Raw genomic sequence first — 21956 nt, forward strand, 5'->3', positions numbered from 1 at the left:
CAATGGGTTATATTTCGAAAAAAATTTCAACTTTTTTTCGAAATTTCTTATTTTTTAAGGTTTAGCCCTAAACAAACCAAAAATTACGCTGTTTTTTGATGCTGATTTGGCCTATTTGCAACAAACTTAGGGAAAACCCTGTAATTTTTAGCTATCCCTGCTAAAATATTGCTATGCACAATAAATTAGCGAATAGTCACTTACCTTCAAGCCCATATATGGCTGGGCAGGCTGTACCCGTTCGCGAACTTCACGCTGGATATAGACAGGAAATATTGAATCATTTACTACAACTAAATGATGAAGATAGGCGGCTACGGTTTGGCACCCAGACTCCTGATGAGGTGATTCGTCACTATGTAGAAGGTCTTGATTTCAATCGGGATGTCATTTTTGGTGTTTTCAATTTAGATCTGAAGCTAGTTGGTATGGCCCATCTAGCCTATTTGCCTGAGCATAAGGGTGAGGCGCGAGCTGCTGAATTTGGTGTGTCTGTGTTACCAGAAGGGCGCTCCCAGGGCCTGGGCACAGCGTTGTTACAACGCTCAGCCGTTCACTCACGCAATACCAGCATTGAAACCCTTTACGTTCATTGTCTTGCCAATAACAAAGCCATGATGCATTTGGCTCAAAAGGCAGGGATGACCGTTGAATACGCCTATGGCGATGCTGATGCTTGCCTTAAGTTGCCCCCAGCAAATCCCGCGACTATTGTGGAAGAGGCTGCCAATGCGCAGTGGGCTGGCATGGACTACGCCCTAAAAGAAAACCTCAAACGCTCTAATCAAGCCTGGTGGTGGCTCTTAGGAAGACCCGGTCTAGCGCCTTAACTTCTAGCCTTAGTTTTTGTTGGGTGCGCCACGCAATATCCAGCTAGTTAATGTAGATAAATCCGCATCACTCAATTTTGAGTTGGCCGGCATAGGCACAATGCCCCAAGAACCAGACCCTCCTTTAGCAATTTTATTTTTTAAAAATGCTTGAGCATTGGGGTCGCTCTTATATTTTTCTGCCACCGCTTGAAAACTAGGGCCAACAATTTTTTTATTGATTGCATGGCAGCCCAAGCAAGCATTTTGTTTTGCAAGTGCGAATGCATTCTCGTCTTGAATATTCGCCTGCGCAGTAGGCAAGAAATAAGCGAGCACTGTAAATAAAAAAACTATTTTTACAATCGCTCGCTTTTTAAACATCACCAACCTACGAAAAAATTATTGAAATTTTGGAGGGCTACTAGGTTGAGTTTGATCTGCTTTGCCTTGCTTTTCTAGACGCACTTTTTCTTCTTCAGAAATGATGTCGAAGTAAACATAAACATCTTTTACGCCATTGGTATTGCTCGCAATTTTCTTGGCAAGGTCAGCTTCACTTTGCGTCAAGATCCCCATAAGATAGACGCTACCCCCTTCCGCCACTATAACCATAGAGTTTGACGGTAACTGGTCAGTAAAGACCATTTGTGTTTTGATCTTAGACTCCAGATAAGAGTCATTTGCGCGTGATGTGTAGTTACTGTTTGGCCCAACAACCAATTCATTAAACACGGAGCGCGCATTCTTCATCGCCTTGACATAAGCTCCTGCGTCACCCTTAATATCGGCATCCTTCACTTCGCCAGTGAGCAATACTTTTTGATTAAACGAAGTCACGTTAATGTGTGCGTTATCACCAAATCTTTTTGCTAGCGCATTCTCTGCCTCTAACTCAATGCCTTTGTCAATTGCTTGCACGGCTGGTGTGCGTCGATCCGCCATAACGGCAGCGCCCGCCGCTACCCCGCCAACAGCAACCACTGCGCATGCAGAAAGTTGTGAAACAACGAGAGTAGCGAGAAACAGTTTTCTGAGGAATGAGATTTTCATTTGGGTAATTTCTGTATTGAAGTAACAATAATTTTCAGTCGAGTAGTACGTGATCTACGCCATCACATAAAGCATGCAGCAAAACCAAATGCGTTTCTTGAATGCGCGCTGTACGCGTTGATGGTGCGCACAAGTGAATATCATCTTTATCTAATAACTGAGCTATCTTGCCGCCACCATTGCCGGTGAATGCAATAATTTTCATACCGAGCTTTTTGGCAGCCTCAATGGCTTTAATCACGTTCTTCGAATTCCCTGAGGTTGAAATACCCAACAGAATGTCACCTTTTTTCCCAAGACCGCGAACTTGCTTACTAAAAATCTCATCGTAGCTATAGTCATTTCCAATGGCCGTAAGAATTGAAGTGTCGGTCGTCAAAGCAATTGCAGCCAACTCTTGGCGCTCCCTTTCAAAACGACCAACGAGCTCTGCTGCAAAGTGCTGCGCATCGGCTGCAGAACCACCATTGCCACAGGCCATGATCTTACCGCCGGCACGCAAACAATCGACCATCGCCAGTACGCCCCTAGCAACAGATTCGGGGAGCAGTTTTTCAGCCTCTTGTTTCACGGCAATGCTGTCCAGAAAATGCTGGGAGGCACGCAGACGCAAACGTTCGTTGATATCTTTTTCCATAACAATATTATGCGCCAAAGATGTCCTAATTTCATTAGCAATCAGCTTATCCCAAAAGCAACGTATCCTCTTACTAATTGTTTAACTTTTTGCAGGCAGCCCCCATGGAACTTAGCTCTTTCGATTTCTTAAAGCAGCAGGATTTACCTGTAGGAGCTCTGTATATGGTTGCGACACCTATCGGCAATTTGGGCGACATTACTTTACGCGCCCTGCATGTTCTCAATTCAGTCGATGGGATTGCTTGTGAAGACACCAGACATAGTGCGGCATTACTCCAACAATTTGGCATTCATAAAAAATGTTTAGCGTTGCACGAACACAATGAAATTGGCGGCGCTCAAACAGTCATACAACACCTTTTGAACAATGAGCGCTGGGCTTATATTTCAGATGCCGGAACCCCGGGAGTCTCGGACCCAGGGGCAAAACTGGTAAATGAGGTTCAAAAAGCAGGGCTAAGAGTAATTCCCATTCCGGGCGCAAGCGCTGTATCAAGCGCCATCTCAGCAGCCGGCTCAGTGATGCATCACTCGGAAGGACGCTTTCAGTTTTTAGGTTTTTGGCCCAATAAAACTAAAGAGCGTGATGCTCTGCTGCACGATATCTCCAGCAGCAAAAAGGCAAGCATCTTTTTCGAGTCTCCGCACCACATTAAAGAAACACTTGCATTGCTTGCAAAAAATTTAGAGGCTGATCGTCAGCTTTTAGTCTGCCGTGAGTTAACCAAAAAATTTGAGCAACTGGTGCCACTTCAAGCGCAAGACGTTACTCACTGGCTAGAGGTGGCAGAGAGCCTTAAGGGTGAATTTGTCATCGTGGTTGCAGGGCGATCAGCCAATAGCGATGAGACTCCAGAGCATTCAGCTCTCTTGTTGTGGGCTAATGCGCTGAGCCCTTATATGGGGAGCAAAGAAATTGCTGCCGTTCTTTCGCAAACTTTAGGCCTCACAAAAAAAGAAGCCTATCAAGTTGCCTTAGATGCAAAGAGTGAATAAATGAAAATAAAAAAGCTGGCACAAGGCCAGCTTTTAAATATGCGCTAAAGACTTATTTGGCGCTAGTAGCAGGAGCCGCAGGCTCGCTAGCATCTTTAAAATTGAGTTGCCCCACTGGCTTAATAATTTGATCGGCAGATGCAGATGAATCTGCGCGCTTGCCATTGTTCACAAACACCATTAATAACAAAATGATGATGAGTGGCACGAAAAAGCTTGCGAACACCATGATGATGAGTTGTTTTGGGGACTTAATTAGACTTCCGTGCTCGTTGCTCATAAGAATTTATCGTTTGACGGGTTTCAGGGTTGTTTTGTCTAGATTATAACTAGAGAGAAGGGTTATAGACACTTACAATAGAGGGGTAACCAGTTTTTCCACTAGCGCCCGTAGCTCAGTGGATAGAGTATTGGCCTCCGAAGCCAAGGGTCGCAGGTTCGATTCCTGCCGGGCGCACCAGTCTTTTGGGCACATAGTTTTTAAAAAACTGCATTGAAAGCTATTTTTTGCAGCTTTTAATGCTTTTGCTATCTCTTCATTTACAAATCAGGCCAATACTCAAATGGTCTTTTGTGCCCAAACCGTGCCCATTTTGTGCCTGCTTTGTGCCCACCTTTTTTGGGCTATGCCAATTTTGAGTATTAGCCTCAAATTGGCACACTTACCGCCTTAATACCTAGATTTCTGTGCCCAAGCCGAATTGACTAGTCGTTTTGAGCATCTGGTAGGTATTCAAATAGATCTTCGACTTTGCAATCGAAAAATTTGCACAGCTTACTAATTGCATCTAAATCGACCCTTGCAGCTGTTTCATCGTAAAGCAGGGTGATGGTATTTCGATGCAAGCCTGTTTCACGAGCGACATCCACCAACTTGAGTTTTCTTTCGCCCATAAGGGTCGATAAATGGCATTTTATCATTCTGAATAGCTTTTTTTAATATTAAATGTAAAAAGTGCTTGCTAAATGTCATTTACTCATGCATAATGTCATTCAGGATGGCAAAAGTTAATTAAGAATTACTTTTCGCCACTTTGATTGATTTTACTACATGGAGTTAACAATGGCACAGACCTATCTCACCACTGAAGAGCTTTCAGCTCGCATCAAATATGACCCCCGCACGATTCGGGATCAACTTAAAGATTCTGTCTTATTAGAGGGACGTCATTATTTCCGCCCTTTTGGCGGAAGAAAGATTCTCTATATCTGGGAAGTTATTGAGGATGACATGACAAAGGCGATCTCTTCAACCCTAAATCAAATCCCAATGGCAAGAGGGGGCGTTGTTCATGTCTAACATTCGCGTCAGAAAAGAAACTGGGCACCTCTTTCTGGATTTCCGAGTTTTTGGGATTCGCTGTAGAGAGCAAACGGAATTGGTTGATTCCAAGGCTAACCGCAAATTACTGGCCAAGCTAGATGAAAACATCAAAGTAGCTGTAGCCAATGGCTCTTACCGCCATGAGCACTTCTTTCCAATGAGTAAACGCATTGCAGAAGTAGAAGAAGCGCGACTGGCTATTAGCACCCCTGCTATTAATAAGGCTCCCGCCAACTTGGTTTTAGCCATTGCTGGAATGCCACCCGACCGCCCGCCATCAACCCATCGTCAAACCCCACTGTTTTCCGACTTTGCCAATCAGTGGTACTCAGAGATGGAAGTGGGGTGGAAGCGTTCGCATAGGACGACTACCCGCGGTGTTCTAGATAACTCCCTGATTCCTCAGTTTGGCCAAAAGACGGTAAATGAGATCAAAAAGGGTGACATTCTGGCTTTTCGCTCCTCTTTGGCAAAGTTACCCGGAATTAAGAACAAAGAGAGCCTTTCTGCTTCACGTATTAACCACATCATGACCCCGCTGCGGATGATATTGACAGAGGCTGCCGACCGCTATGAATTTGCCCCGGCCTTTATCAATATCAAACCTTTAAGAGTGGGCAAGACCGATGTGCAGCCGTTCACGATACAAGAAGTCCAAGACATTCTTCGCACAGTTCGAGCTGACTTTCGCAATTACTATATCGTTCGCTTCTTTACGGGGACCCGTACTGGTGAGATCGATGGCCTCAAATGGCAGTACGTCGATTTTGAGCGCCGCACGATTTCCATAAAAGAGACGATTGTTAACGATTACGAGGAAACTCCCAAAACCGGAGAATCCGAGCGCGACATCCAAATGTCTCAGATGGTCTTTGATGCGCTTTTGGCGCAACACAAAGTGACCGGGCAGGGCGTCTATGTTTTTGCAACCAGCGCAGGAACGCCCATTTCTCATCGCAATATTTCTAAGCGAGTTTGGTATCCGCTTTTAAGATTATTGGGCCTCAAAAAGCGAGTGCCGTATCAAACTCGCCATACCTTTGCCACCCTCATGTTGGCTTCTGGCGAGGCTCCCGAATGGATCGCCCGACAGATGGGGCACACCACCACCGAGATGCTCTTTCGGGTGTACTCAAGATTTATTCCGAACTTGACCCGCTAGGACGGAAGCGCCTTTGAAAGACTCATGGCAGCGCAGATGCAAGACCAACCGCACCCCATTATTGACCCCCAATCACTCAATGAAGTAAGTGCCCACTCAGGCATAAATCCAAACAGAATTGGAGTGAACCGTTTGCCGAAAACTCAGAGTCGGGCAACTAAAGAAATTGAGCAAGCAACACAATTACCCGGGCCTCAGTCAATGACGCTGCCTGCATCACCCCCATTAAGCTCGCCAGATTCGCCAAATCAGTTACCCAACATCCGGATAAATCAAGGTGCCGATACTGGGCTTATCGCCAATCCTTGGTTAGAAATTGCAAAACATTCTGGTCTTTCTGTAGCCCCCTCGAACGAGCCAACAACTTCTCCAGAGAAGCCACCAGGAGGGCGCTCATGAAATAACCTTTCCCCCACACAAGCATCCATCTATTAACCACTCGAAAAAATCATGGCACCTAAATACAAAACTTATGCCAGCGCAACCGACGACTTTTTATTTGAGTTGGCCTGCCAATACGCGATCAGCCCCACGAATCTCTCGAAAAAAGATGTGCCCTTATATAACGAAATTAAAGGTCGGAAAAATTTAAGGGCTCGCATGAGCGCAACTTTTGGCTGGCGCAGGGGAGTAGAAAAGTGGGGGCTATATAAAATTTCTGATTGGCTAGCACTTTGTGAACAATTTAGCTCAGCTAGCGAATTTCGCTCCAACTATGTAGCAGGGCAAAATGCTGCGTATAGGTCTAATCTTTGGCCACAAATTAAAAAATTAATGGTCGACTCTGGTAAATGGGTGGATAACCTTTATGGGATGGATGGGCGAAGATATGACAGCAAATCAGAAATGGTTGTTGCTAACTGGCTTCATTATTCTGGGGTTAGCTACCTTAGCCACCCCAAACTAGCTCTTCAGGAAACAAGGCAGCCTTTTAAAGGTGACTTTAAGCTGCCAGGGGTGGCAAATGTTGAAGTGTTTATGTGCTCTGACATTAACAAGAATTCAAGAAGCGATCTACCAACATGGGCTGAAACATATTTAATTAGACGGCAAAAGAAGGAGGCCTACTATGCAAACTCAGAACTACCCCTCATCTCCATAGAAGCAGAAATTTTTCGGCAGTGGGGTTTAAGGAAATACTTAAGTCACATCAAGCAACAATTTAAAAACTTCGGCATTCTGTTGTGTGCTCCCGCTGGCCTACCAATCGCATACAGTCAGCACGATCTTGGAATCAAATGGGGATTAGAAGACTTTGTCAACTACGCTAAAACGAACCATATTGGCTCGTTTTCTCAATTTCAACGTGGAGCACCGGACTTATATGCACTGACCCGCATAAAGGGCCTGGCAAAAGAAGTGCGACTAGCGCTGGATGCCTTGCACAACAGAAGATCGATTACCTACAAAGAAGATCTTAGGCCAATTGCAGATGTTAGGGCAGATTGTCGGCGCCTAGGCATTGTTGAAAGAGCCCAATATAACGAAGCCTATAAAAAAGGATTATTCCCTGTAGGCACGCCAAACTCTATTCGCCAAAGCTATGGAATGGATTGGTATGAATTTATTAATGGCAGAAAAATTGATGACTTTTGGCGCTGGAAAGATGCGAAAAAATTTGTTCGCACTTTTAACTTTCAATCAAAAACAGAATTTGAAAAATATCCCCGAAAAGGAGGGGAATGGGATTTCATCAGGAAATCTCCAGCGGCGCCGAATGGCGGCTACCCCGAATGGACAAACTGGGGAGACTTTCTGGGAAATGTTTCCGCCAAAGAACAAGAACGCAGAAAAGCTGATATTCAAATTACAAGTGAACTTATTAAAGAATTTAAGACACTTGATACTCTGGCAGCAGTCAATTATCTAAAAAAATTAGGCCTAAAAAATACAAATCAGTTAACCACTAGAAATAGGCTATATACAAACCTCAGAAGGCGCACCGATTGGATTGAGTTACGCGATAAGCTTGCATTGCACATTCCAAAAGTGAAGACCGCACCCGAAGCAATCGAAATTCTCTTGGATGAAAAATGTTTTTATTGGTCAGATTTTTTAGCAATGAGAAACTCAAATTCCAGACTGCAAAGTATTCCCATTCACCTTGACCGCCTTGGATTGGGAATCTTTGAACGAGTCCGTGAGTTGGTCGGCCTTCCACTGGTTGATGCAAAAGTTCGTAGTGTGCGCCGCTTGACCCATCAACGGTAATAATGCCAGCAGAAAATAGGGGTGAGTCTGAGGTCTGTCTTTTGAAAGGCATGGGGATAAGAGTGTAAGTAAAAAGGAGGTGATATTTTTCATCAGATTTTTATGCAGGGTTTGCATTAGTTTCTTCGGTTTTCCGCGACTTTACCAAAGCGCCCTTGATGGCCAGGGCACACTGCTTAGCTGCAGCCCTAGTAATTTTTTGCAGAGCTATAAAAGCATTGGGCGCATCTGCGAGCAGTTGATCAAAGTTATCGTATTGAACTTGTTCTGCCTCAGGCAGTGTCATATTGACGGCCATGGCTTTTGCTTTTTGTCTTTCAACGGCGCCATCTAGCTGGCTAAAAGAGACCGATACAATGGGTCTATAGGGCTTGTCATCGGCAGCTGCTAGAAAACCACTTTCTAATCTGTTAATGGAAAAAACTAAATTACCATTGGCTTTAGATGGGTCAGTGATGGCTTCCTTATCCTCAAATTTAACCTCAATATCATTCGGTTTTATTCCTACAATTTTGAGGTTTGCCAGTAGTTCATTATTAAAAACTTTATCCAAAGTATCGGATTGTGGATTATTGGCAAGATAGCCCTTGAAGGCAGCGTCTAGTTCGTCACCGTGAGCGCGCATAGTGGCCATAGCGCCTGCGACATATAGAACGCCAATAATTGTATAGCCAGTAGTGCTCCATTTTGCTGCAGTAGGCGCTACATCTTCTTTGGATAGCTGCTTAAGATTAATGGATTGTGGAGGGGCATTAGTCGAGGATATAGGGGCATTCTGAGCTATTGCCAAATGATGTGAGGCGATACAAATGATAGAAAATAGTACTTTCCACATAGATATTCTTTCGTGAGGAATAAACAGTATTAACTTACTTAGGCTTGAAAGAAGCCCCTTTGTTATGTGCTGGGGGCCAATCAAAGTTGACTGCTTTTGATCAAAAGATTCCTGAAATTACTTTGTTCAGGCCCCCTTGAAGCAATGGGACTGCATCATTAAATTCAAGATTGGCTTGATTGGCAACAGACATAATCCGTGTTTGGTAGGTCTTCATATCGGTTGAGGCGTTGACGGTAGTAGTGCTTGATGCACTTTTTCCATTTTTGGCTATTTGGGTGTTATTTTCCTGGCTAATAACCCCAGCTTTATTTCGCTCTTTAATTTGAACATCCGTTACAACTGAAAAATAAACATCAGATACCAAAGCATTCCCAATTAAGTTTCCAAGTCCAACTAGAGCCCCAGCTGCCAAAGCTGTGCCTGCGATATTACGATTCGATCCGCCCGTTGCTGCCGATGCAAGAGCGCCAATTGCTCCGCCCGCCAAAACTGCTCCGTACCCACCGAAATCTGAATTAAGCGGATTTACGCTAGTTTTACTCACGGACAATATATTGGCCTGTAAGATAAATTGTGCCTTATCTGGATCGGTTGAAATTGTGTAACCTTTTTGCATGAGAGCAGATTTCACGCCTGGCTCTATATCAAGTTCCGGCTTATCAGATGTATTTCGCACCTGTACAAAAACGGTTTTATAGCGATCGGCTACTGGATCCAGGAAGACTGTATCCGATAGTTTGGACTGAACATCTAGATTTCTCTTGGAGATGCTGGTATTGATTGCAGTGCATCCAAATATCTGTGCAGCAATTATAGATAAAGCTATTACTTTGGCGATATTCATATAAACCCTCTTTAAATAACTATTGTCTTAACCCAAGGAGTCCTATGCGGCATAGTTCCTTAAACTCCAGAGCTCTTCTGTACTGCATTTAATTCCTCCTTTAATGAGGGGGATTTTTATCAGCAATGTTTGAAAGGTTAATGCGTAAAGATGGATTGCAAAACACGCTTAACAATATTTAATAATTCGATGGGAATTAAATGATAGTTGGCAGGGATAATTCAAAAAAATTCTGCTGATTCAAGCGTGAGTTTATTTTTTCTGTCGCCAAAAGTTATGAATTTTTTAATAAGTCTTTTGCCTGGTGATTTCTTTGAACTTGAATATGCAAATTGATGACATAAAGCCAATCTCCAACGTGGCTAATCTAGCGCCCCTAGGTTTCCTCGAAATAAAGAATGTAGAGTCGTTCTTATCGATTGCACACTTCTTTGGCACCACTAAAAAACGTTGCGGTATCTACTGCTTATCTTTTGCAACGGGCCATTTCTATATTGGGCAGGCAATTGATGTGGTGAGAAGGTTTTCTGAACACCGCCAAATTTACTTAGATATTGTGGGATTTAGTTTTATTGAGAGCTCAAAGGCCTTGTTAAATGATCGAGAAAAAGAATTGATCTACAGGGCTGAGGCTATGGGCCTAAAGTTGAAAAATGCCATTCATGTTAGTAGTATATTGGGCGATACGGATCTAGATGCTGTTGTATCGCCAAAAGAGCAAGAAGATTGGCTGGCCGCTATTAGTGGTCAAGATTTTATAGGGGGAGAATGTGAACCGAAGATTATTCTTCCACAAAATCAGCAAGATCGATTCTCCAAAAGCTTTGATCAATACCTTGGCCATCCTCTAGAAAAGTCTGCTACATCTCTTTTAAAGCAATACATATCTAAATGCATTCCATTTCCGAGATCTACTGAGTATTCTTTCTGGTCTGTCAGCTGCATGCCAAGTACCAATGTCAGTACTTGGCCTAGACTCTTTTGCGTTAATGTAGCCTCAATGGAGATATTTATTGTTGGTTGGGTGAAAAAAACCAATAATTTATGGGCCTTTATGACGGTAGATGCCGAGGTACTCAGCCAATATTGGCCTGAACCTGAAGTCTTTCTTGAGCACTTTCCTAGTGTGCAATTTATCGAAAGAGGGTACCGTGATGCGGGCCAAAATCAAATTACCCTAGCCTGTGATGAGGATGCTCGAATGGATCTTCTTTTGGCTGACCCAGGCGTCATTCATGCAGCAGCCTCTCTGGCCTTGAGAGTGATGCGTAAGCGGTCTAATTTTTATATGCAATATCACTGTACCCAACTATCGAATCATCTATTTTCAAGAAGCAGTTGAGTCTCAAGTTGCGTTGGTGACGACAGTTGTTTAACAATATTTAACTTTTAACCTCTCAATAAGTTGCTACATTGGCTCCAGAAGATTTTGCAGTCATATTGGGAGATGGTAATGAGCTTTGCTTTATATGCAGAAATTTTTGATGTTTACAGAAAAATTGAAGGTGTACGGTCACCGCTATTGAACAAAGAAGGGCAAATTTTACCCAAGGAAAGGGAGCGCCTCTATAAGCTAAAAGAATTAGAGTCTATCTTTGCTGCCATCATCAGAAGTCCTGAAGATTTTGGCCTCTAACAGATTCAAGGCCAAAAAGAACTCCGGTGTCCGCTAGGCAGGACACTATTTTTAGCCAAAAGCTTCTCATGAATGTACAAAAGCTTACGAACAAAATCCAGCATAAGTAGCTAATGAAAAATACCGCCTTCTCGGTAATTGTGGTCGCAGCCTTATGCTTATCTAAGGCTACACAAGCAGAGGGTTATGTTGATCTACTGGTTGGGCAAGCAAGTTCAAAATATTCTCAACAAGTACTGGTATCGAATAATAACTTTTTGTATAACTCCAGCCTGCAAACCAATTCAGTTACTCAAAATAATCTCGCCGCTGGGTTTGGACTTGGGTTTTTCACCAACGAATATATTGGCGCAGATATTACCTATAAGCATTTTGGCAACACAAGCGCATATGGCAGCAGCTTCCTGTTTCGAGTCAAGCCAATCCCTGAGCTCCAATTCATTGCAAAACTAGGCGGCGCTTACTTAAGCACATCCTCTTCCGCGCTGATTGGCTCATCAAACGGCTTTGCTCTCACATCTGGGGTGGGTGCAAAGTATGCACTTTATAAAAATATGGATCTCACCGTCGATTACACCCATTTTAGTACCGCAGGGTTTATGAACAGTGCAAACACTTATATGGGTGGGATGTCATATCGTTTTTAAATAATTACAAGCTAAATTATGAATATCCAAGCCATTAAAAGATTTTCTCTGGGGTTAATTTTCTCAAGCCTGTCACTGCTACTATCCGCATGCGGAGAGGGCAGCAACCACTCTCTTGTTACCAATAAAGATGCTCAAACCTATAAAGCATCACTTGATGTTGCTTGGGAAAAGATGAGCCCTCACGAACAAGAGGCATTTAATTGGGCGGTACAAGATTTTGATCTAGCTCGCCTTAACAAGGAATACGCGGGCGCAAGTCCTAAAGAAATTATTAGGGCGGAGGTAAAAAAACAAATAAAGATTAGTGAAGAGCAAATTCCAGCGCTCAAGCAAGATGTTGATGCCTGGGAAAAAGAAGCCGCCACATTGCGATTAATTACCGTAAGCGACGCTAGCTTTTATATTGCTAAAGACTTTTTTGGCGACCAGCCAAAGATTAAAGCCAAAATGATTAATAAAAGTGGTTACGACATCAGCTCGGCCAAATACTACGCGGCCCTATACATTGATGACCAACCTGACCCCGTGGCAACAAGCATCGTCTCATCTAATTACAAAAGTTTTGGGGGGGTTTAAAAATAGTGAGGTAGTGACTAGCAGCTACACCATTGGCTTTGTAACTGGCGACGCTGGCTGGACCACCTTAGAAATTGTCAATGCCAAAAACAGGGTGGTGAAGATGTCTGTTATTCCGGATTCCGTTCGTGACTTTGGTGACCGGGCTTTTATTCGCGAATATCCTGGCACTCGACTCAAGCAGCTTGAAAATGGCCTTGCCTTAGCAAAGTCTTACAAAGACATCTAATTTCAATTAGCTACGTATTTTTTGCTTACGGGCGTCTTTTATGGCAAACCCAATAGAGGTAAGTGTTGCAGTAGTTATGACTGAGCACTCAAGCCAAGAATAAGCTCCCGATAGTGACAGAATAAGCAAAAGAACCAGTGATATGAAGCAGAGCCAAAGAGTATTCATAGGCTTAGACTTTAAGCCCGCCACACATTTTTATTTGTTAAAAATTGTTAAAGCTATCGCTAAATCCTTTGGAGCAATACAAAAGCCACCCCATAGCCAAGGAAACCACAGGGCTACCCACCGCTATCAGCATCGGTTGTTATTCACTTCGCAGAGAGTCAGGCGCAAAATCGTTCCATACCTTTCTTTTATGGATTAATTGGCGCTAAGGCTGGATTATTAGACTGTAGCTTTTCGGGGAAGGGTGTCAATCGCATGCATTTTGGCCGTCATCGTTTTTGATTTCAGAGGTGTTTAATTAATAAATTTGTTGCCAAGGCGGTTGAGCCTGTCCCTTTGCAGTGGTCTGATATAGCCAATATCAAATCGTAATGAGAAGTAGCCTGCAAAAAGACTATCTGGTACTTTTAGTTTTATAACTCGCATCTACAAGAGATTTATTTTTCAAGATATCGATCATGTCTCATTGTGTCAAATCTTAATGCAATATTTTCCGCCAACCCTTTTAGCCCTAGATACGCTTCATTTAAACGTCGCGTAATTTGCTTTAATTTGATGCGGGTTAGAGTTAAAAACAGGGGGTATAGAGTGCGCGGTGGTAAAAAAATTACCGCTCTACGGTTTTGAACTTAACAATATTTAACTTTCAAAACACCTTGGGTGAATTATCTTTGTATCGTCAAATATAAATTTACCGATATGCACTTTGTACCTCTAAAAATTATTGTTATAACCTGCTTGTTAATGTACAACTGTGAAATAGCATTCGCCTGTGGGACATCTGTGACACAAGCCCCTTGTATTAATATTCCGACCGCAAACACAACCAACAACAGCCAAGCCCAAGTAGTTGCAGCATTACAACAACAAGCTCTACGAGCTATGCCGCTTTATTCCACAACCAACACAAACTCAGCAGCAAGGGATGAAAGATTTACTGAGAATGCGTTCAATCTTACTCAGCAAAATGAGGGTAGTGTAGTTGCATCAATTAACCATCAAACAAATATTGATCGTGTAACCTTTCGCTTCCCTGGGGAACGAATTGGATACCAAATTGATTCCAAGCTATATGATTCATTAGTGGAAAGTAAAAAAGTTATCCCCATAGGAACACAATTTGCCGCGGTTCCCAATAGCCTAATAAACGCTATTAAGTCAATGGTAATTGGGGGTGCTACATTTCAAAAAAATCTACTTGTGAAGGTCAATAATAAAGAAATTGAATTGGTTGCCGCCGACTAATGCATGTCAGATTCTTAAGATGTACCGAAGTTTTGCCAGTCTCATAGAGAAAAGTGATGGCGCAGGTTCAGCCTATATTAGTTGAAAACTCGCTTTACGAAACTGGTTGAAATATCAGGCGCGTCTACTAAATTAGTAGCAGCCTAAATCGTTCCGCGAATTTATAGCCCGGGCAGTGTATCCAATAGATGGATATGCTCCCTCTACGCACTGGAACATTTCAGACTCTGAACTCACAAGTTTTATTTCCCGGCTATCTTTCATCGAATCGCGGTTGGCAAGTAGAGACTTAAAACTAGTTCGACTAACCCCCAGACTGGATAATAATGATTTCGTTGATGGGCTCTCTGGCGGAAATAGGCATACGCGAATTGTTTCGCTCCCATCATTTTCGTAAGACGCCGAAAACAGCTGCGGCAAATCTCCTAAAGAAATATGTGCATCTTTTACCAACGCTACAGAAAATTCATCTTTATTTAGTGCGGATAAATTTTCAGAGCTTGAGCAAAGCAACTCAATTGCATTGGCATGATGAATGCCGCCCATCAGGACAAAAGTTATCGCGATAGCGCATCGCATCAATCGAAAATTAATGTAGGGTAAATGACCCGCCTTATTGTGATATACAAATTTTGGCAGATGGTTTCGTGGTTGGAGCATGTACGAATTATTGACTTAAGTAATTCGTACCTCAACCCCAAAGATCAATATTTAACATTCTTTAATATTCCTCCTGAAGCTTGGCTTCACCTCGTAGCAAAGTCAGAAGACGCTCGTAATTTAAGTTGCGGCGACCGCTACCATCTTCCATGGTATTGAGTCGCTTAATTATTGATATTGCACTTTTTGCGCTCAAATTTAGGTTTTGCAAAACAAGTTCAGCGATTACTCCAGCAACTAGAGCAGATGAATAGCTTGTCCCCAGCCCGCTTTCTCTAGCAATTGGCCGCCCTGTATTTGGATCATAGCCCGCAACTTTGATCTTATTTTTAAGGGCCATGGAATATGTTGATGATTGACTGCCACCTCCGGGAGCATAAAGCAATATACGGCTATCTACAGCCGTATAGAATGTGTTTGAATTATCAGGGTTTACTGCCCCCACACCAATAACTCCATCGCAAATAGAAGGCTCGAGAGCAGATTTCCCAAAGGTGTTGCCAGATGCGCTAATCACAATGATATTTTTTTTAATCAGCTGATCAATCAATTCCTGTAGGGATGGATCACAACGCGACTCCCCGCCCGCCATGCTGATATTAATTATTTTTGCTGGGTATAGGTTGTCTTTTACCCCGTCAATATGTATGCCAGCAGCCCATCGTAAGCCATCCATTAAATCACGCCTATTGGCTGGACAGGCCCCCATAATCTTGATTGGAAGAATTTTTACTCGGGAATTGACTCCGAAAACCCCCAACTCTCCATTGCCTGCAATGACGCTGGCAACACCTGTTCCATGGCTAAAAACATCAGGGTTATTAACCCGCTTAGTTATGGGACATAAGTCTTTTTCATTGTCAGGGGCAAAATTATCGCCTCTATCCCCACGGGGATTGCGCTCAGACGACACCATGTCGACACCGGGCAATACCTTTCCACGCAAACTAGGATGATCGCTACGTAGTCCGCTATCAATTAACGCAACAACCACCTCGCCAACACCTCTAAAGCGGACTAATTGTTCGGCATTTATTGCTGCTGCCTCCTGAGCATTTGTTTTCGGGTCATCAAAATACCAAGGAAGGCTTACTTGCGCATGTACGCAAGGAGCAGCAAAAAGCAATATGGCTAATAAAAATCTTTGCACTAGGTATTGAATCAAATTAAGCTAACAGCCTTAATTTTACCTGTCATAGTGCATAAGAAGGATAGCCAAGAGTCTTTACATTTTTTTAGATTGGGTAGGTTAGCGCAAAATTAAAGCGCCATGAATTTGGATTTGTTTCATAGACGCCGGGCACAAAAGCAGCATAACTGCCAATCGCCTTTGCAACTGAGGCGTTGTAATTGATCCCCTTTACATAGCCGCCGAAAGAGAGCCCCATATCCTGCAGGGTATACGGGGTATTGAATTGCCCAGGAACTGGATTGCGGTTTTGTTTTACTATTCCGCCATCGTAGAAGGCGCCTATAAAATGATCAACGAAGTATTGCTGACGAATTTCAAGAGACCCCATTGCACCCATGTCGCCGATACCATCAAGGGTAGTATAGGCACGCAATCCATTGACGCCACCCAGAGATATGCGATTATAGGTATCTAGATTTCGCGAAGGAATTCCTTGGGCTCGCATTTTTGCATATAGGCCAAGACCGGTACTATTTAATCTACCCTGATAATTAGCCCCAATTAAGAGGAATGAATATCGACCGTTATTGTTATCCGTGCCATCAACAACCGTCATCTCATAATGCTGAATATTATCCCTTGCAAGCCTATCATTATCTGCAGCAAACTTTAATCGGGCCTGATCATCAACTATGCTACTTATCTGCAACCCTCCGGCCTGCAGCTTGCTAGAAGTATTCCTCTGGGACAGATCAATAAACGACTTATAAACCATATCCCTCTGAGAGCCCAAAAGATTGGTTAGTCCTACACCATAATTACTGGTAAGGCCCTGAGTCGCAGTAGTACCGCCAGTAATCGTTCTGCTATAGACAGACTCTCCAAATATGCGGGCGCGGCCTGCAAGCTCTTCAACTGGCGCCTCATACTCTACTCGACCGTATGCCAATCCTTCAGCCCCTTGAGCAGTTACAGTGGCTGTTGAATCAGGCGTGAACCCATTAAAAGCTGCAATGCCTAAGGCCTGGGTTCTCCCATATTGAGTAAGACCGTAATTATTTACCTGAACCGCGCCATAACGTAAAGCGCCCGGGTTATTTTCTTTGTCAGTGACATTAATCACCAGAATCACCTGATCAGAATCAACCGGACGAATATTCAAGTCCAATGAAATTGGTAAATCAAAGCTGATATTGTCTAATTTTTGCTCTAAAGATAAGGTGTCTACCGTATGCCCCGGCATGCCACTATCCCCAATGCGCCCAATAATCTGCCCAGAATATTTTTCTGCCAGAGCCTTGTCCTTTGAGTAAATCAAGATTTCTTTAACCTTTGGCAAAGAGATCTTGATGACTAATCTTTGCCCCCCATCTTCTTTAAGGATCTCTGTGTACAGGAATGCAAAGTAACCAGCCTGACCAAACTTTTGCCATGCCCATTCTTTAAAGTTGGAAATATCTTGATCAGTCACAGACTTTCCAATCGATGGCGCCCAATACTGCAAGATCTCTTCTTTGATTAACTCGTTATTTACACTAACTCCGGTTAATTTATCGATATAAATCTTAGAATCAACTCTTTGGACTTCAGACAGGTCCCTGGTTTGATCTTTTAAGGGCGGCAAAGTCGAATTATCTTGAATGTTTTTCAAGGCGGCCGCTGGGTTAGGCTCTACAACCGGAGCGCTTTGGCCAAAGGCCAATAGCGGACAAAGAAGCGTTAAGCTCAAATGTACTATGGATTGGTTAATTTTGGAATTCATATGAAATTTAATGGATTGATTTTTTGTCATACAGGACCATGAAAAATATTTATATTGATGTACATTGAGCCCAGCTCAATAGAGCATGGCGATATTTTCCACAAGTCAAAAGTTATTGCTTCCTGATGACCCAACGATTGGGGTATAAGGAAAATTAATGCTTACCATTTGCCACCAACTAACTTAGATAACTGGAGTTTTGGCTTAACACTATCGACGTCAATTAAATAGCAAATCTCTACTCCGGCAGTACCCGTCGCGTCGCAATTACAAGCTCGTTTAGTGCCGCAAGTATTAGACTCCTCTATAGAAGCAGGTCCAAAAGAAACACCGAGGCCAGCTGATTGAGTGCTCGACGGAACAACAACGGGGCTTACCGGATTGACATTAGGTGGTAGGGGTAGTGGTGATGGCGTAGTTGCTACCTCTCTAAACATGATCTGCATATTAGAGGTTGATCCCGACACGCTTCGACCAACAGAGTAAGCCGTATTTAATTGGGCATTAGGGGCGACACCATAGCCCGCAAAATACAAGTTATTAAAACCTGCGTTTAGAACGCTTAAATTTCCAGTCGCAGTTGTTGATCCAGAATATAGATAAACCTTACCGGTGCCGCTATTGATTACCGGATTTAAAGCGGAGCTTGTCGAGCCGGCTGGCGCAGTAATGTTGGCAGATAGCCCATTGCCTGCTGTAAATCCCGTGCCAGCAGCTATAACAACATCGCCATTGCCGTTGTTAATAATTTTTGGTGGGGCAACATTGCCATATTGGGAGGAGATGATCACTCCCGCATTACTATTTTGAGTGATTGTGGGTAGTGCGCCGTACGTAGTTGTATTGGATGCACCAACCGTAGCCCCAACACCACTTGCATCGTAACCACTGGCACTAACTAGCACTGCTCCAGCTGTGCTGGCATTGGTAATGACCGCGCCATTATCCAGTTGTGTATTGGCACTACCACCACCAGTCCCGCTGATCGAAGTATTGCCTCCAGTGGAGTTATTGATAATTGAGGCGTTATTAATGACAACGCCCCTTGTGCCCGATCCAGCAATCTTAATTGCATCAGCTCCGGCAGCGTAGCTACCACCATTAGCAGTAATAGTGCTGCCCTGCCAAATAATGACGCCTAAATCCTGATTAGCGGTTTGATTGCCAGTAATCGTTATTGGGCCACCTGCTGTGATTGCCGCATTATTAATATCTACTCCATGTGAGTAGCCAGTTGAGCCATATACATTAATGGCATTGCCTGCGGTAATGCCATTGGTAGAGTGGCTAAGACTTACGCCTTGATATGCAACATTCCCGCCATTGCCGGCAATATTAATATTGCTTGCTGCATTTAAATTAGATGCACCAACACCAAGTGCTCCCGATGTTAGGCCAGCAGAACCTCGCGTGATTACACCGCTTGTTGCATCAATCGTACCGTTAGTGTTATCCAGTGAAATATTGTTAGCGCTGATTGCGCCATTAGCCGCAATAGTGCCGCCATTTGATTCCACTGCAACATTGGCTACGCCAGTTCCACTATTGATGCCAATAATGGTGCCCGATAATGTGATGCCTGATCCAGCAGCAGTGGCTTTCAAGGAGATATCCGAGTAACCCTTAATCACTGATCCACTATAAGTTTGAATGCCCGGAACATTCGCAGCATTCGCTGTGCCAGTTAAGGAAACGGCGGTGCCTGTCGTTGCATTACCCGTAATCCCTACGTTGTTATTGATATAAATTCCAGCACCGCCCGCCGTTCCAGCCACACCAGTCATCGCAACCGTTGATCCAGAAATATTAGCGTTTGCATACAAATAAATACCATTGTTATTGGTAGCTAAGCCGGTTTGGGCTCCATAAAAGTTCACAGCCCCCGTTGCCGCAATGGGCCCTGCCAGCTCTAATGACGATGTTGTAGTGGAGTTTGATTGCGCGGCAATATTAATATTGCCCGTTGCGCTAATGCCGCCGCCAACACCACTATTGCTGTTGCCATCCTGAAACAGAAGGCCCCTAGAAGTTTGTGCGTAGCCACTGCCAGGCGTTGTAATAGCGCCTGTTATGGGATCGATATTGGTGCTGCCCGTATTATCAATGGTGACATTAGCGCCTTTGATAGTGGGCGTACTGGCCGTTGTCGACCCATCATAAATACTAATTTGGCCTTGGGTTGTCTTGATTAAGACATTACCAGAGGCAGTTATTAAAGGGGCAGTAGTAGTGGATGAGCCATTAATGTAGATCGCTGTGCCCGTGTTCACTGTTGGGGTAGCGCTTAAGGTGATATTAGTACCCTTGAGCGGATTGGTGGCAGTGATGGCGTATCCAGTTCCGGATGCGGTGCCATTGACAGTGATGCTACCGGTTGTGGAAATACCAGAATAAAGAGAAACGCCATTTCCCCCGCCGGTGCCGACTGTTCCGGTTAATGAAATGGCGCCGCCACCAGTGCTGGTGACATTCGATGTCGCCCCCGCATTCTGGAAAGTAATACCACTACCATTACCGGTGCCCGATGCAGTACCATTCATCGTAATGCTACCGGTGTTGGTAGTGATTTTGGATAATACGCCGTTCAAATTTAATTCAATACCATTGCCAGTGTTTGCATTTGTGGAAACTCCGGTCACGCTAATGTTTGCGGCATTGGTCGCCAGCACTTGAGGGGCTACGCCGCCACCATCTTGAAAATAAACGCCATCGCCAGTATTAGACTGGCCCATTAAACTCAGAGTGCCTGAGCTAGCATTGATAGTGCCTTGAATCTGTAATTTGGCATAGTTATTACCAGTAGATCCGATGGTGACATTACCCGAGGTATTCATCGTGGCGCCACCGGCATAACCAAACCGAATACCCTGAATGCCTATATTATTCGAGCCGCTTGACACGACTAAGGAGCCGGCTCCGGCATTAAATGTGGTGCTCGTAGAGTTATAAAACTCTACGCCATCAGCCGTGCCAGACTGCGTGCTACCCGTAATAGAGCTAGCACCCGTGGAAGTAAATGAGGTAGTGCCTCTAAACATAACACCGGCACCATTTGCGCCACCCTCAGTGCCACCACTGGTAGCGTTCATGTTTCCAATAACGGTATAGGTGCTTGCAGTGATGCCAGAGTTGTTATTAAACGCAATGCCGTTGGAGGTGGCATTCGTTGTTGCACCCGTTAAGCTAACGGTGCCAGTACCCGCATTGATTGCGCTATTTAAGATAATGCCCTGGCTAGTGGTTCCTAAGCCCTTGGCTGTCATTAAAACATTAAACCCAGTACCAGCGCCGGTAATGCCAATGCCAATACCAGAAACAACCGTAATGCCGTTATTGGCAGTAAGAGTGAGTGTTGGTGCTGATGAGCCGTTATAAGTGCTAGTGATAGCTGAGTTCACCAAAATATTGCCATCAGCTTGTGTACCACCTGATCCTGCGATCGCTACACCGGTTGCGCTTGAAGTTGATCCAGTGCCGCTTCCAGTAGCAATTGTCACACTTGTGCCATTACCTAAGGCCGTACTAATATCACCCGCTTTAACAACTGAGTCACCCGCCGTATTAGCAGTAGAGTTGGTATTAATCTCCACATTATTGGGATCTAAGAGCCAATCTTTTGCGGTGATCTGAACGCCATCAGTCTTTAGATATTGACCGGAGGTTTCAATAAAACCGCCTTTGGCTTGTAAGGTAGCGCCGCTGACATCGGTTGTGGCTGACAATACACCGGTATCGGTATCACGACCAATAATGATGTTGCCGCCTTTGTTGTTTGAATTGGTGCTATTGGCGCTAATCGAACCATCGACTTTAATGTTGCCATGGTCAGTCAACATTGCGACATTACCAGCCTGCGCTCCTGATACATCAATCGCTCCCGAGTTGGTGACTGAGCTCACCGCCGTTGCCGCCACATCATTAAGCGCAGATGCTTGCATAAACACTTGCCCGCCCTCGGCCACAATCGTACCGGTACTCGAGTTGGTCACTGCTGTGTTGATCGCCGCTGGAGAGAGCTCTAA

General features: G+C 44.0%; 23 protein-coding genes and 1 tRNA gene. 13 read left to right on the forward strand and 11 right to left on the reverse strand.

Features of this window, described 5'->3' with window-relative positions; translation table 11 throughout:
- The first annotated feature begins 173 nt into the window (after positions 1 to 173).
- Positions 174 to 830, forward strand: coding sequence for a GNAT family N-acetyltransferase (locus A9236_RS09360; protein WP_071464429.1), 657 nt, complete (start codon positions 174 to 176; stop codon positions 828 to 830).
- 9 nt (positions 831 to 839) lie between these two features.
- Here the strand turns inward: A9236_RS09360 and A9236_RS09365 are convergent, their stop codons facing one another.
- The 3 genes from A9236_RS09365 to A9236_RS09375 are packed head-to-tail and all read right to left on the reverse strand — an operon-like array spanning position 840 to position 2499.
- The gene (locus tag A9236_RS09365; protein ID WP_071464428.1) at positions 840 to 1193 is read right to left on the reverse strand and encodes a c-type cytochrome; all 354 of its coding nucleotides are present in this window, start codon (positions 1191 to 1193) and stop codon (positions 840 to 842) included.
- Between the two features lie 18 nt (positions 1194 to 1211).
- Positions 1212 to 1862: a BON domain-containing protein gene (locus tag A9236_RS09370; protein WP_071464427.1), complete on the reverse strand. Its 651-nt coding sequence runs from the start codon at positions 1860 to 1862 to the stop codon at positions 1212 to 1214.
- A gap of 34 nt (positions 1863 to 1896) precedes the next feature.
- Complete coding sequence (locus A9236_RS09375) at positions 1897 to 2499, reverse strand: phosphoheptose isomerase (RefSeq protein WP_071464426.1); 603 nt, start codon at positions 2497 to 2499, stop codon at positions 1897 to 1899.
- A gap of 104 nt (positions 2500 to 2603) precedes the next feature.
- Here A9236_RS09375 and rsmI point away from each other — a divergent pair, with 104 nt between their 5' ends.
- A complete protein-coding gene (gene rsmI, locus A9236_RS09380; RefSeq protein ID WP_071464425.1) occupies positions 2604 to 3497 on the forward strand; it encodes a 16S rRNA (cytidine(1402)-2'-O)-methyltransferase in 894 nt (297 codons plus the stop codon).
- A 52-nt stretch (positions 3498 to 3549) separates the two neighbouring features.
- Here rsmI and A9236_RS09385 read toward each other — a convergent pair whose 3' ends face one another.
- Entirely contained in the window at positions 3550 to 3777 is a 228-nt protein-coding gene (locus A9236_RS09385; RefSeq protein WP_236638845.1) for a hypothetical protein, read from the reverse strand.
- A 104-nt stretch (positions 3778 to 3881) separates the two neighbouring features.
- On the opposite strand from A9236_RS09385, the gene A9236_RS09390 reads away from it, so the two are divergent.
- Positions 3882 to 3957 (forward strand) — tRNA-Arg (locus A9236_RS09390).
- A gap of 245 nt (positions 3958 to 4202) precedes the next feature.
- Here A9236_RS09390 and A9236_RS09395 read toward each other — a convergent pair.
- Positions 4203 to 4418: a helix-turn-helix transcriptional regulator gene (locus A9236_RS09395; RefSeq protein WP_071464424.1), complete on the reverse strand. Its 216-nt coding sequence runs from the start codon at positions 4416 to 4418 to the stop codon at positions 4203 to 4205.
- Between the two features lie 142 nt (positions 4419 to 4560).
- Between A9236_RS09395 and A9236_RS09400 the strand changes: the two genes are divergently transcribed.
- From A9236_RS09400 to A9236_RS09415, 4 genes are all read left to right on the forward strand, one after another.
- Positions 4561 to 4797 carry a hypothetical protein gene (locus tag A9236_RS09400; RefSeq protein WP_071464423.1) on the forward strand — a complete coding sequence of 79 codons (237 nt, stop codon included), beginning with the start codon at positions 4561 to 4563 and terminating at the stop codon, positions 4795 to 4797.
- Positions 4790 to 5983 (forward strand): tyrosine-type recombinase/integrase, encoded by a 1194-nt coding sequence (locus A9236_RS09405; protein ID WP_071464422.1) that lies wholly within the window; start codon positions 4790 to 4792, stop codon positions 5981 to 5983. Before A9236_RS09400 ends, A9236_RS09405 begins: the two co-directional genes overlap by 8 nt.
- Positions 5984 to 6007: 24 nt before the next feature.
- On the forward strand, positions 6008 to 6382 hold the full coding sequence (locus A9236_RS09410; RefSeq protein WP_071464421.1) for a hypothetical protein: 375 nt from the start codon (positions 6008 to 6010) through the stop codon (positions 6380 to 6382).
- Positions 6383 to 6583: 201 nt separating this feature from the next.
- A complete protein-coding gene (locus tag A9236_RS09415) occupies positions 6584 to 8194 on the forward strand; it encodes a hypothetical protein (protein ID WP_143070624.1) in 1611 nt (536 codons plus the stop codon).
- Between the two features lie 100 nt (positions 8195 to 8294).
- Here the strand turns inward: A9236_RS09415 and A9236_RS09420 are convergent, their stop codons facing one another.
- Together A9236_RS09420 and A9236_RS09425 are read right to left on the reverse strand one after the other, a co-directional pair.
- Positions 8295 to 9029, reverse strand: a complete 735-nt coding sequence (locus A9236_RS09420) for a hypothetical protein (protein ID WP_071464419.1) — start codon at positions 9027 to 9029, stop codon at positions 8295 to 8297.
- A 100-nt stretch (positions 9030 to 9129) separates the two neighbouring features.
- Entirely contained in the window at positions 9130 to 9876 is a 747-nt protein-coding gene (locus A9236_RS09425) for a complement resistance protein TraT (RefSeq protein ID WP_083393415.1), read from the reverse strand.
- 325 nt (positions 9877 to 10201) lie between these two features.
- Between A9236_RS09425 and A9236_RS09430 the strand changes: the two genes are divergently transcribed.
- The 6 genes from A9236_RS09430 to A9236_RS09455 all read left to right on the forward strand — a co-directional run bounded on the left by A9236_RS09430 (position 10202) and on the right by A9236_RS09455 (position 14380).
- On the forward strand, positions 10202 to 11218 hold the full coding sequence (locus tag A9236_RS09430) for a GIY-YIG nuclease family protein (RefSeq protein ID WP_071464418.1): 1017 nt from the start codon (positions 10202 to 10204) through the stop codon (positions 11216 to 11218).
- A 111-nt stretch (positions 11219 to 11329) separates the two neighbouring features.
- Positions 11330 to 11512: a hypothetical protein gene (locus A9236_RS09435; protein WP_071464417.1), complete on the forward strand. Its 183-nt coding sequence runs from the start codon at positions 11330 to 11332 to the stop codon at positions 11510 to 11512.
- Between the two features lie 113 nt (positions 11513 to 11625).
- Positions 11626 to 12159 carry a hypothetical protein gene (locus tag A9236_RS09440; protein WP_071464416.1) on the forward strand — a complete coding sequence of 178 codons (534 nt, stop codon included), beginning with the start codon at positions 11626 to 11628 and terminating at the stop codon, positions 12157 to 12159.
- Positions 12160 to 12177: 18 nt separating this feature from the next.
- A complete protein-coding gene (locus tag A9236_RS09445) occupies positions 12178 to 12738 on the forward strand; it encodes a hypothetical protein (RefSeq protein ID WP_071464415.1) in 561 nt (186 codons plus the stop codon).
- 13 nt (positions 12739 to 12751) lie between these two features.
- On the forward strand, positions 12752 to 12967 hold the full coding sequence (locus tag A9236_RS09450; RefSeq protein WP_071464414.1) for a hypothetical protein: 216 nt from the start codon (positions 12752 to 12754) through the stop codon (positions 12965 to 12967).
- A gap of 951 nt (positions 12968 to 13918) precedes the next feature.
- Positions 13919 to 14380 carry a hypothetical protein gene (locus A9236_RS09455; protein ID WP_143070625.1) on the forward strand — a complete coding sequence of 154 codons (462 nt, stop codon included), beginning with the start codon at positions 13919 to 13921 and terminating at the stop codon, positions 14378 to 14380.
- Between the two features lie 132 nt (positions 14381 to 14512).
- Here the strand turns inward: A9236_RS09455 and A9236_RS11020 are convergent, their stop codons facing one another.
- From A9236_RS11020 to A9236_RS11105, 4 genes are all read right to left on the reverse strand, one after another.
- A complete protein-coding gene (locus A9236_RS11020; protein ID WP_143070785.1) occupies positions 14513 to 15040 on the reverse strand; it encodes a hypothetical protein in 528 nt (175 codons plus the stop codon).
- Positions 15041 to 15101: 61 nt separating this feature from the next.
- Entirely contained in the window at positions 15102 to 16190 is a 1089-nt protein-coding gene (locus tag A9236_RS09460; protein ID WP_161485634.1) for a S8 family serine peptidase, read from the reverse strand.
- A gap of 85 nt (positions 16191 to 16275) precedes the next feature.
- Complete coding sequence (locus A9236_RS09465) at positions 16276 to 17934, reverse strand: hypothetical protein (protein ID WP_143070627.1); 1659 nt, start codon at positions 17932 to 17934, stop codon at positions 16276 to 16278.
- 161 nt (positions 17935 to 18095) lie between these two features.
- A partial coding sequence (locus A9236_RS11105; protein ID WP_161485621.1) for an S-layer family protein occupies positions 18096 to 21956 on the reverse strand: 3861 nt, incomplete at its 5' end.

This window comes from Polynucleobacter sp. QLW-P1DATA-2, assembly GCF_001870365.1.
Classification (GTDB): domain Bacteria; phylum Pseudomonadota; class Gammaproteobacteria; order Burkholderiales; family Burkholderiaceae; genus Polynucleobacter.

Coding starts and splice junctions, on each gene's coding strand:
- A9236_RS09415 (WP_143070624.1), top strand. CDS start 6,584: ATGAGCGCAACTTTTGGCTGGCGCAGGGGAGTAGAAAAGTGGGGGCTA.
- A9236_RS09430 (WP_071464418.1), top strand. CDS start 10,202: ATGCAAATTGATGACATAAAGCCAATCTCCAACGTGGCTAATCTAGCG.
- A9236_RS09360 (WP_071464429.1), top strand. CDS start 174: ATGCACAATAAATTAGCGAATAGTCACTTACCTTCAAGCCCATATATG.
- A9236_RS09425 (WP_083393415.1), bottom strand. CDS start 9,876: ATGAATATCGCCAAAGTAATAGCTTTATCTATAATTGCTGCACAGATA.
- A9236_RS09375 (WP_071464426.1), bottom strand. CDS start 2,499: ATGGAAAAAGATATCAACGAACGTTTGCGTCTGCGTGCCTCCCAGCAT.
- rsmI (WP_071464425.1), top strand. CDS start 2,604: ATGGAACTTAGCTCTTTCGATTTCTTAAAGCAGCAGGATTTACCTGTA.
- A9236_RS09385 (WP_236638845.1), bottom strand. CDS start 3,777: ATGAGCAACGAGCACGGAAGTCTAATTAAGTCCCCAAAACAACTCATC.
- A9236_RS11020 (WP_143070785.1), bottom strand. CDS start 15,040: ATGCTCCAACCACGAAACCATCTGCCAAAATTTGTATATCACAATAAG.
- A9236_RS09420 (WP_071464419.1), bottom strand. CDS start 9,029: ATGTGGAAAGTACTATTTTCTATCATTTGTATCGCCTCACATCATTTG.
- A9236_RS09370 (WP_071464427.1), bottom strand. CDS start 1,862: ATGAAAATCTCATTCCTCAGAAAACTGTTTCTCGCTACTCTCGTTGTT.
- A9236_RS09440 (WP_071464416.1), top strand. CDS start 11,626: ATGAAAAATACCGCCTTCTCGGTAATTGTGGTCGCAGCCTTATGCTTA.
- A9236_RS09445 (WP_071464415.1), top strand. CDS start 12,178: ATGAATATCCAAGCCATTAAAAGATTTTCTCTGGGGTTAATTTTCTCA.
- A9236_RS09465 (WP_143070627.1), bottom strand. CDS start 17,934: ATGAATTCCAAAATTAACCAATCCATAGTACATTTGAGCTTAACGCTT.
- A9236_RS09405 (WP_071464422.1), top strand. CDS start 4,790: ATGTCTAACATTCGCGTCAGAAAAGAAACTGGGCACCTCTTTCTGGAT.
- A9236_RS09435 (WP_071464417.1), top strand. CDS start 11,330: ATGAGCTTTGCTTTATATGCAGAAATTTTTGATGTTTACAGAAAAATT.
- A9236_RS09400 (WP_071464423.1), top strand. CDS start 4,561: ATGGCACAGACCTATCTCACCACTGAAGAGCTTTCAGCTCGCATCAAA.
- A9236_RS09410 (WP_071464421.1), top strand. CDS start 6,008: ATGGCAGCGCAGATGCAAGACCAACCGCACCCCATTATTGACCCCCAA.
- A9236_RS09395 (WP_071464424.1), bottom strand. CDS start 4,418: ATGATAAAATGCCATTTATCGACCCTTATGGGCGAAAGAAAACTCAAG.
- A9236_RS09365 (WP_071464428.1), bottom strand. CDS start 1,193: ATGTTTAAAAAGCGAGCGATTGTAAAAATAGTTTTTTTATTTACAGTG.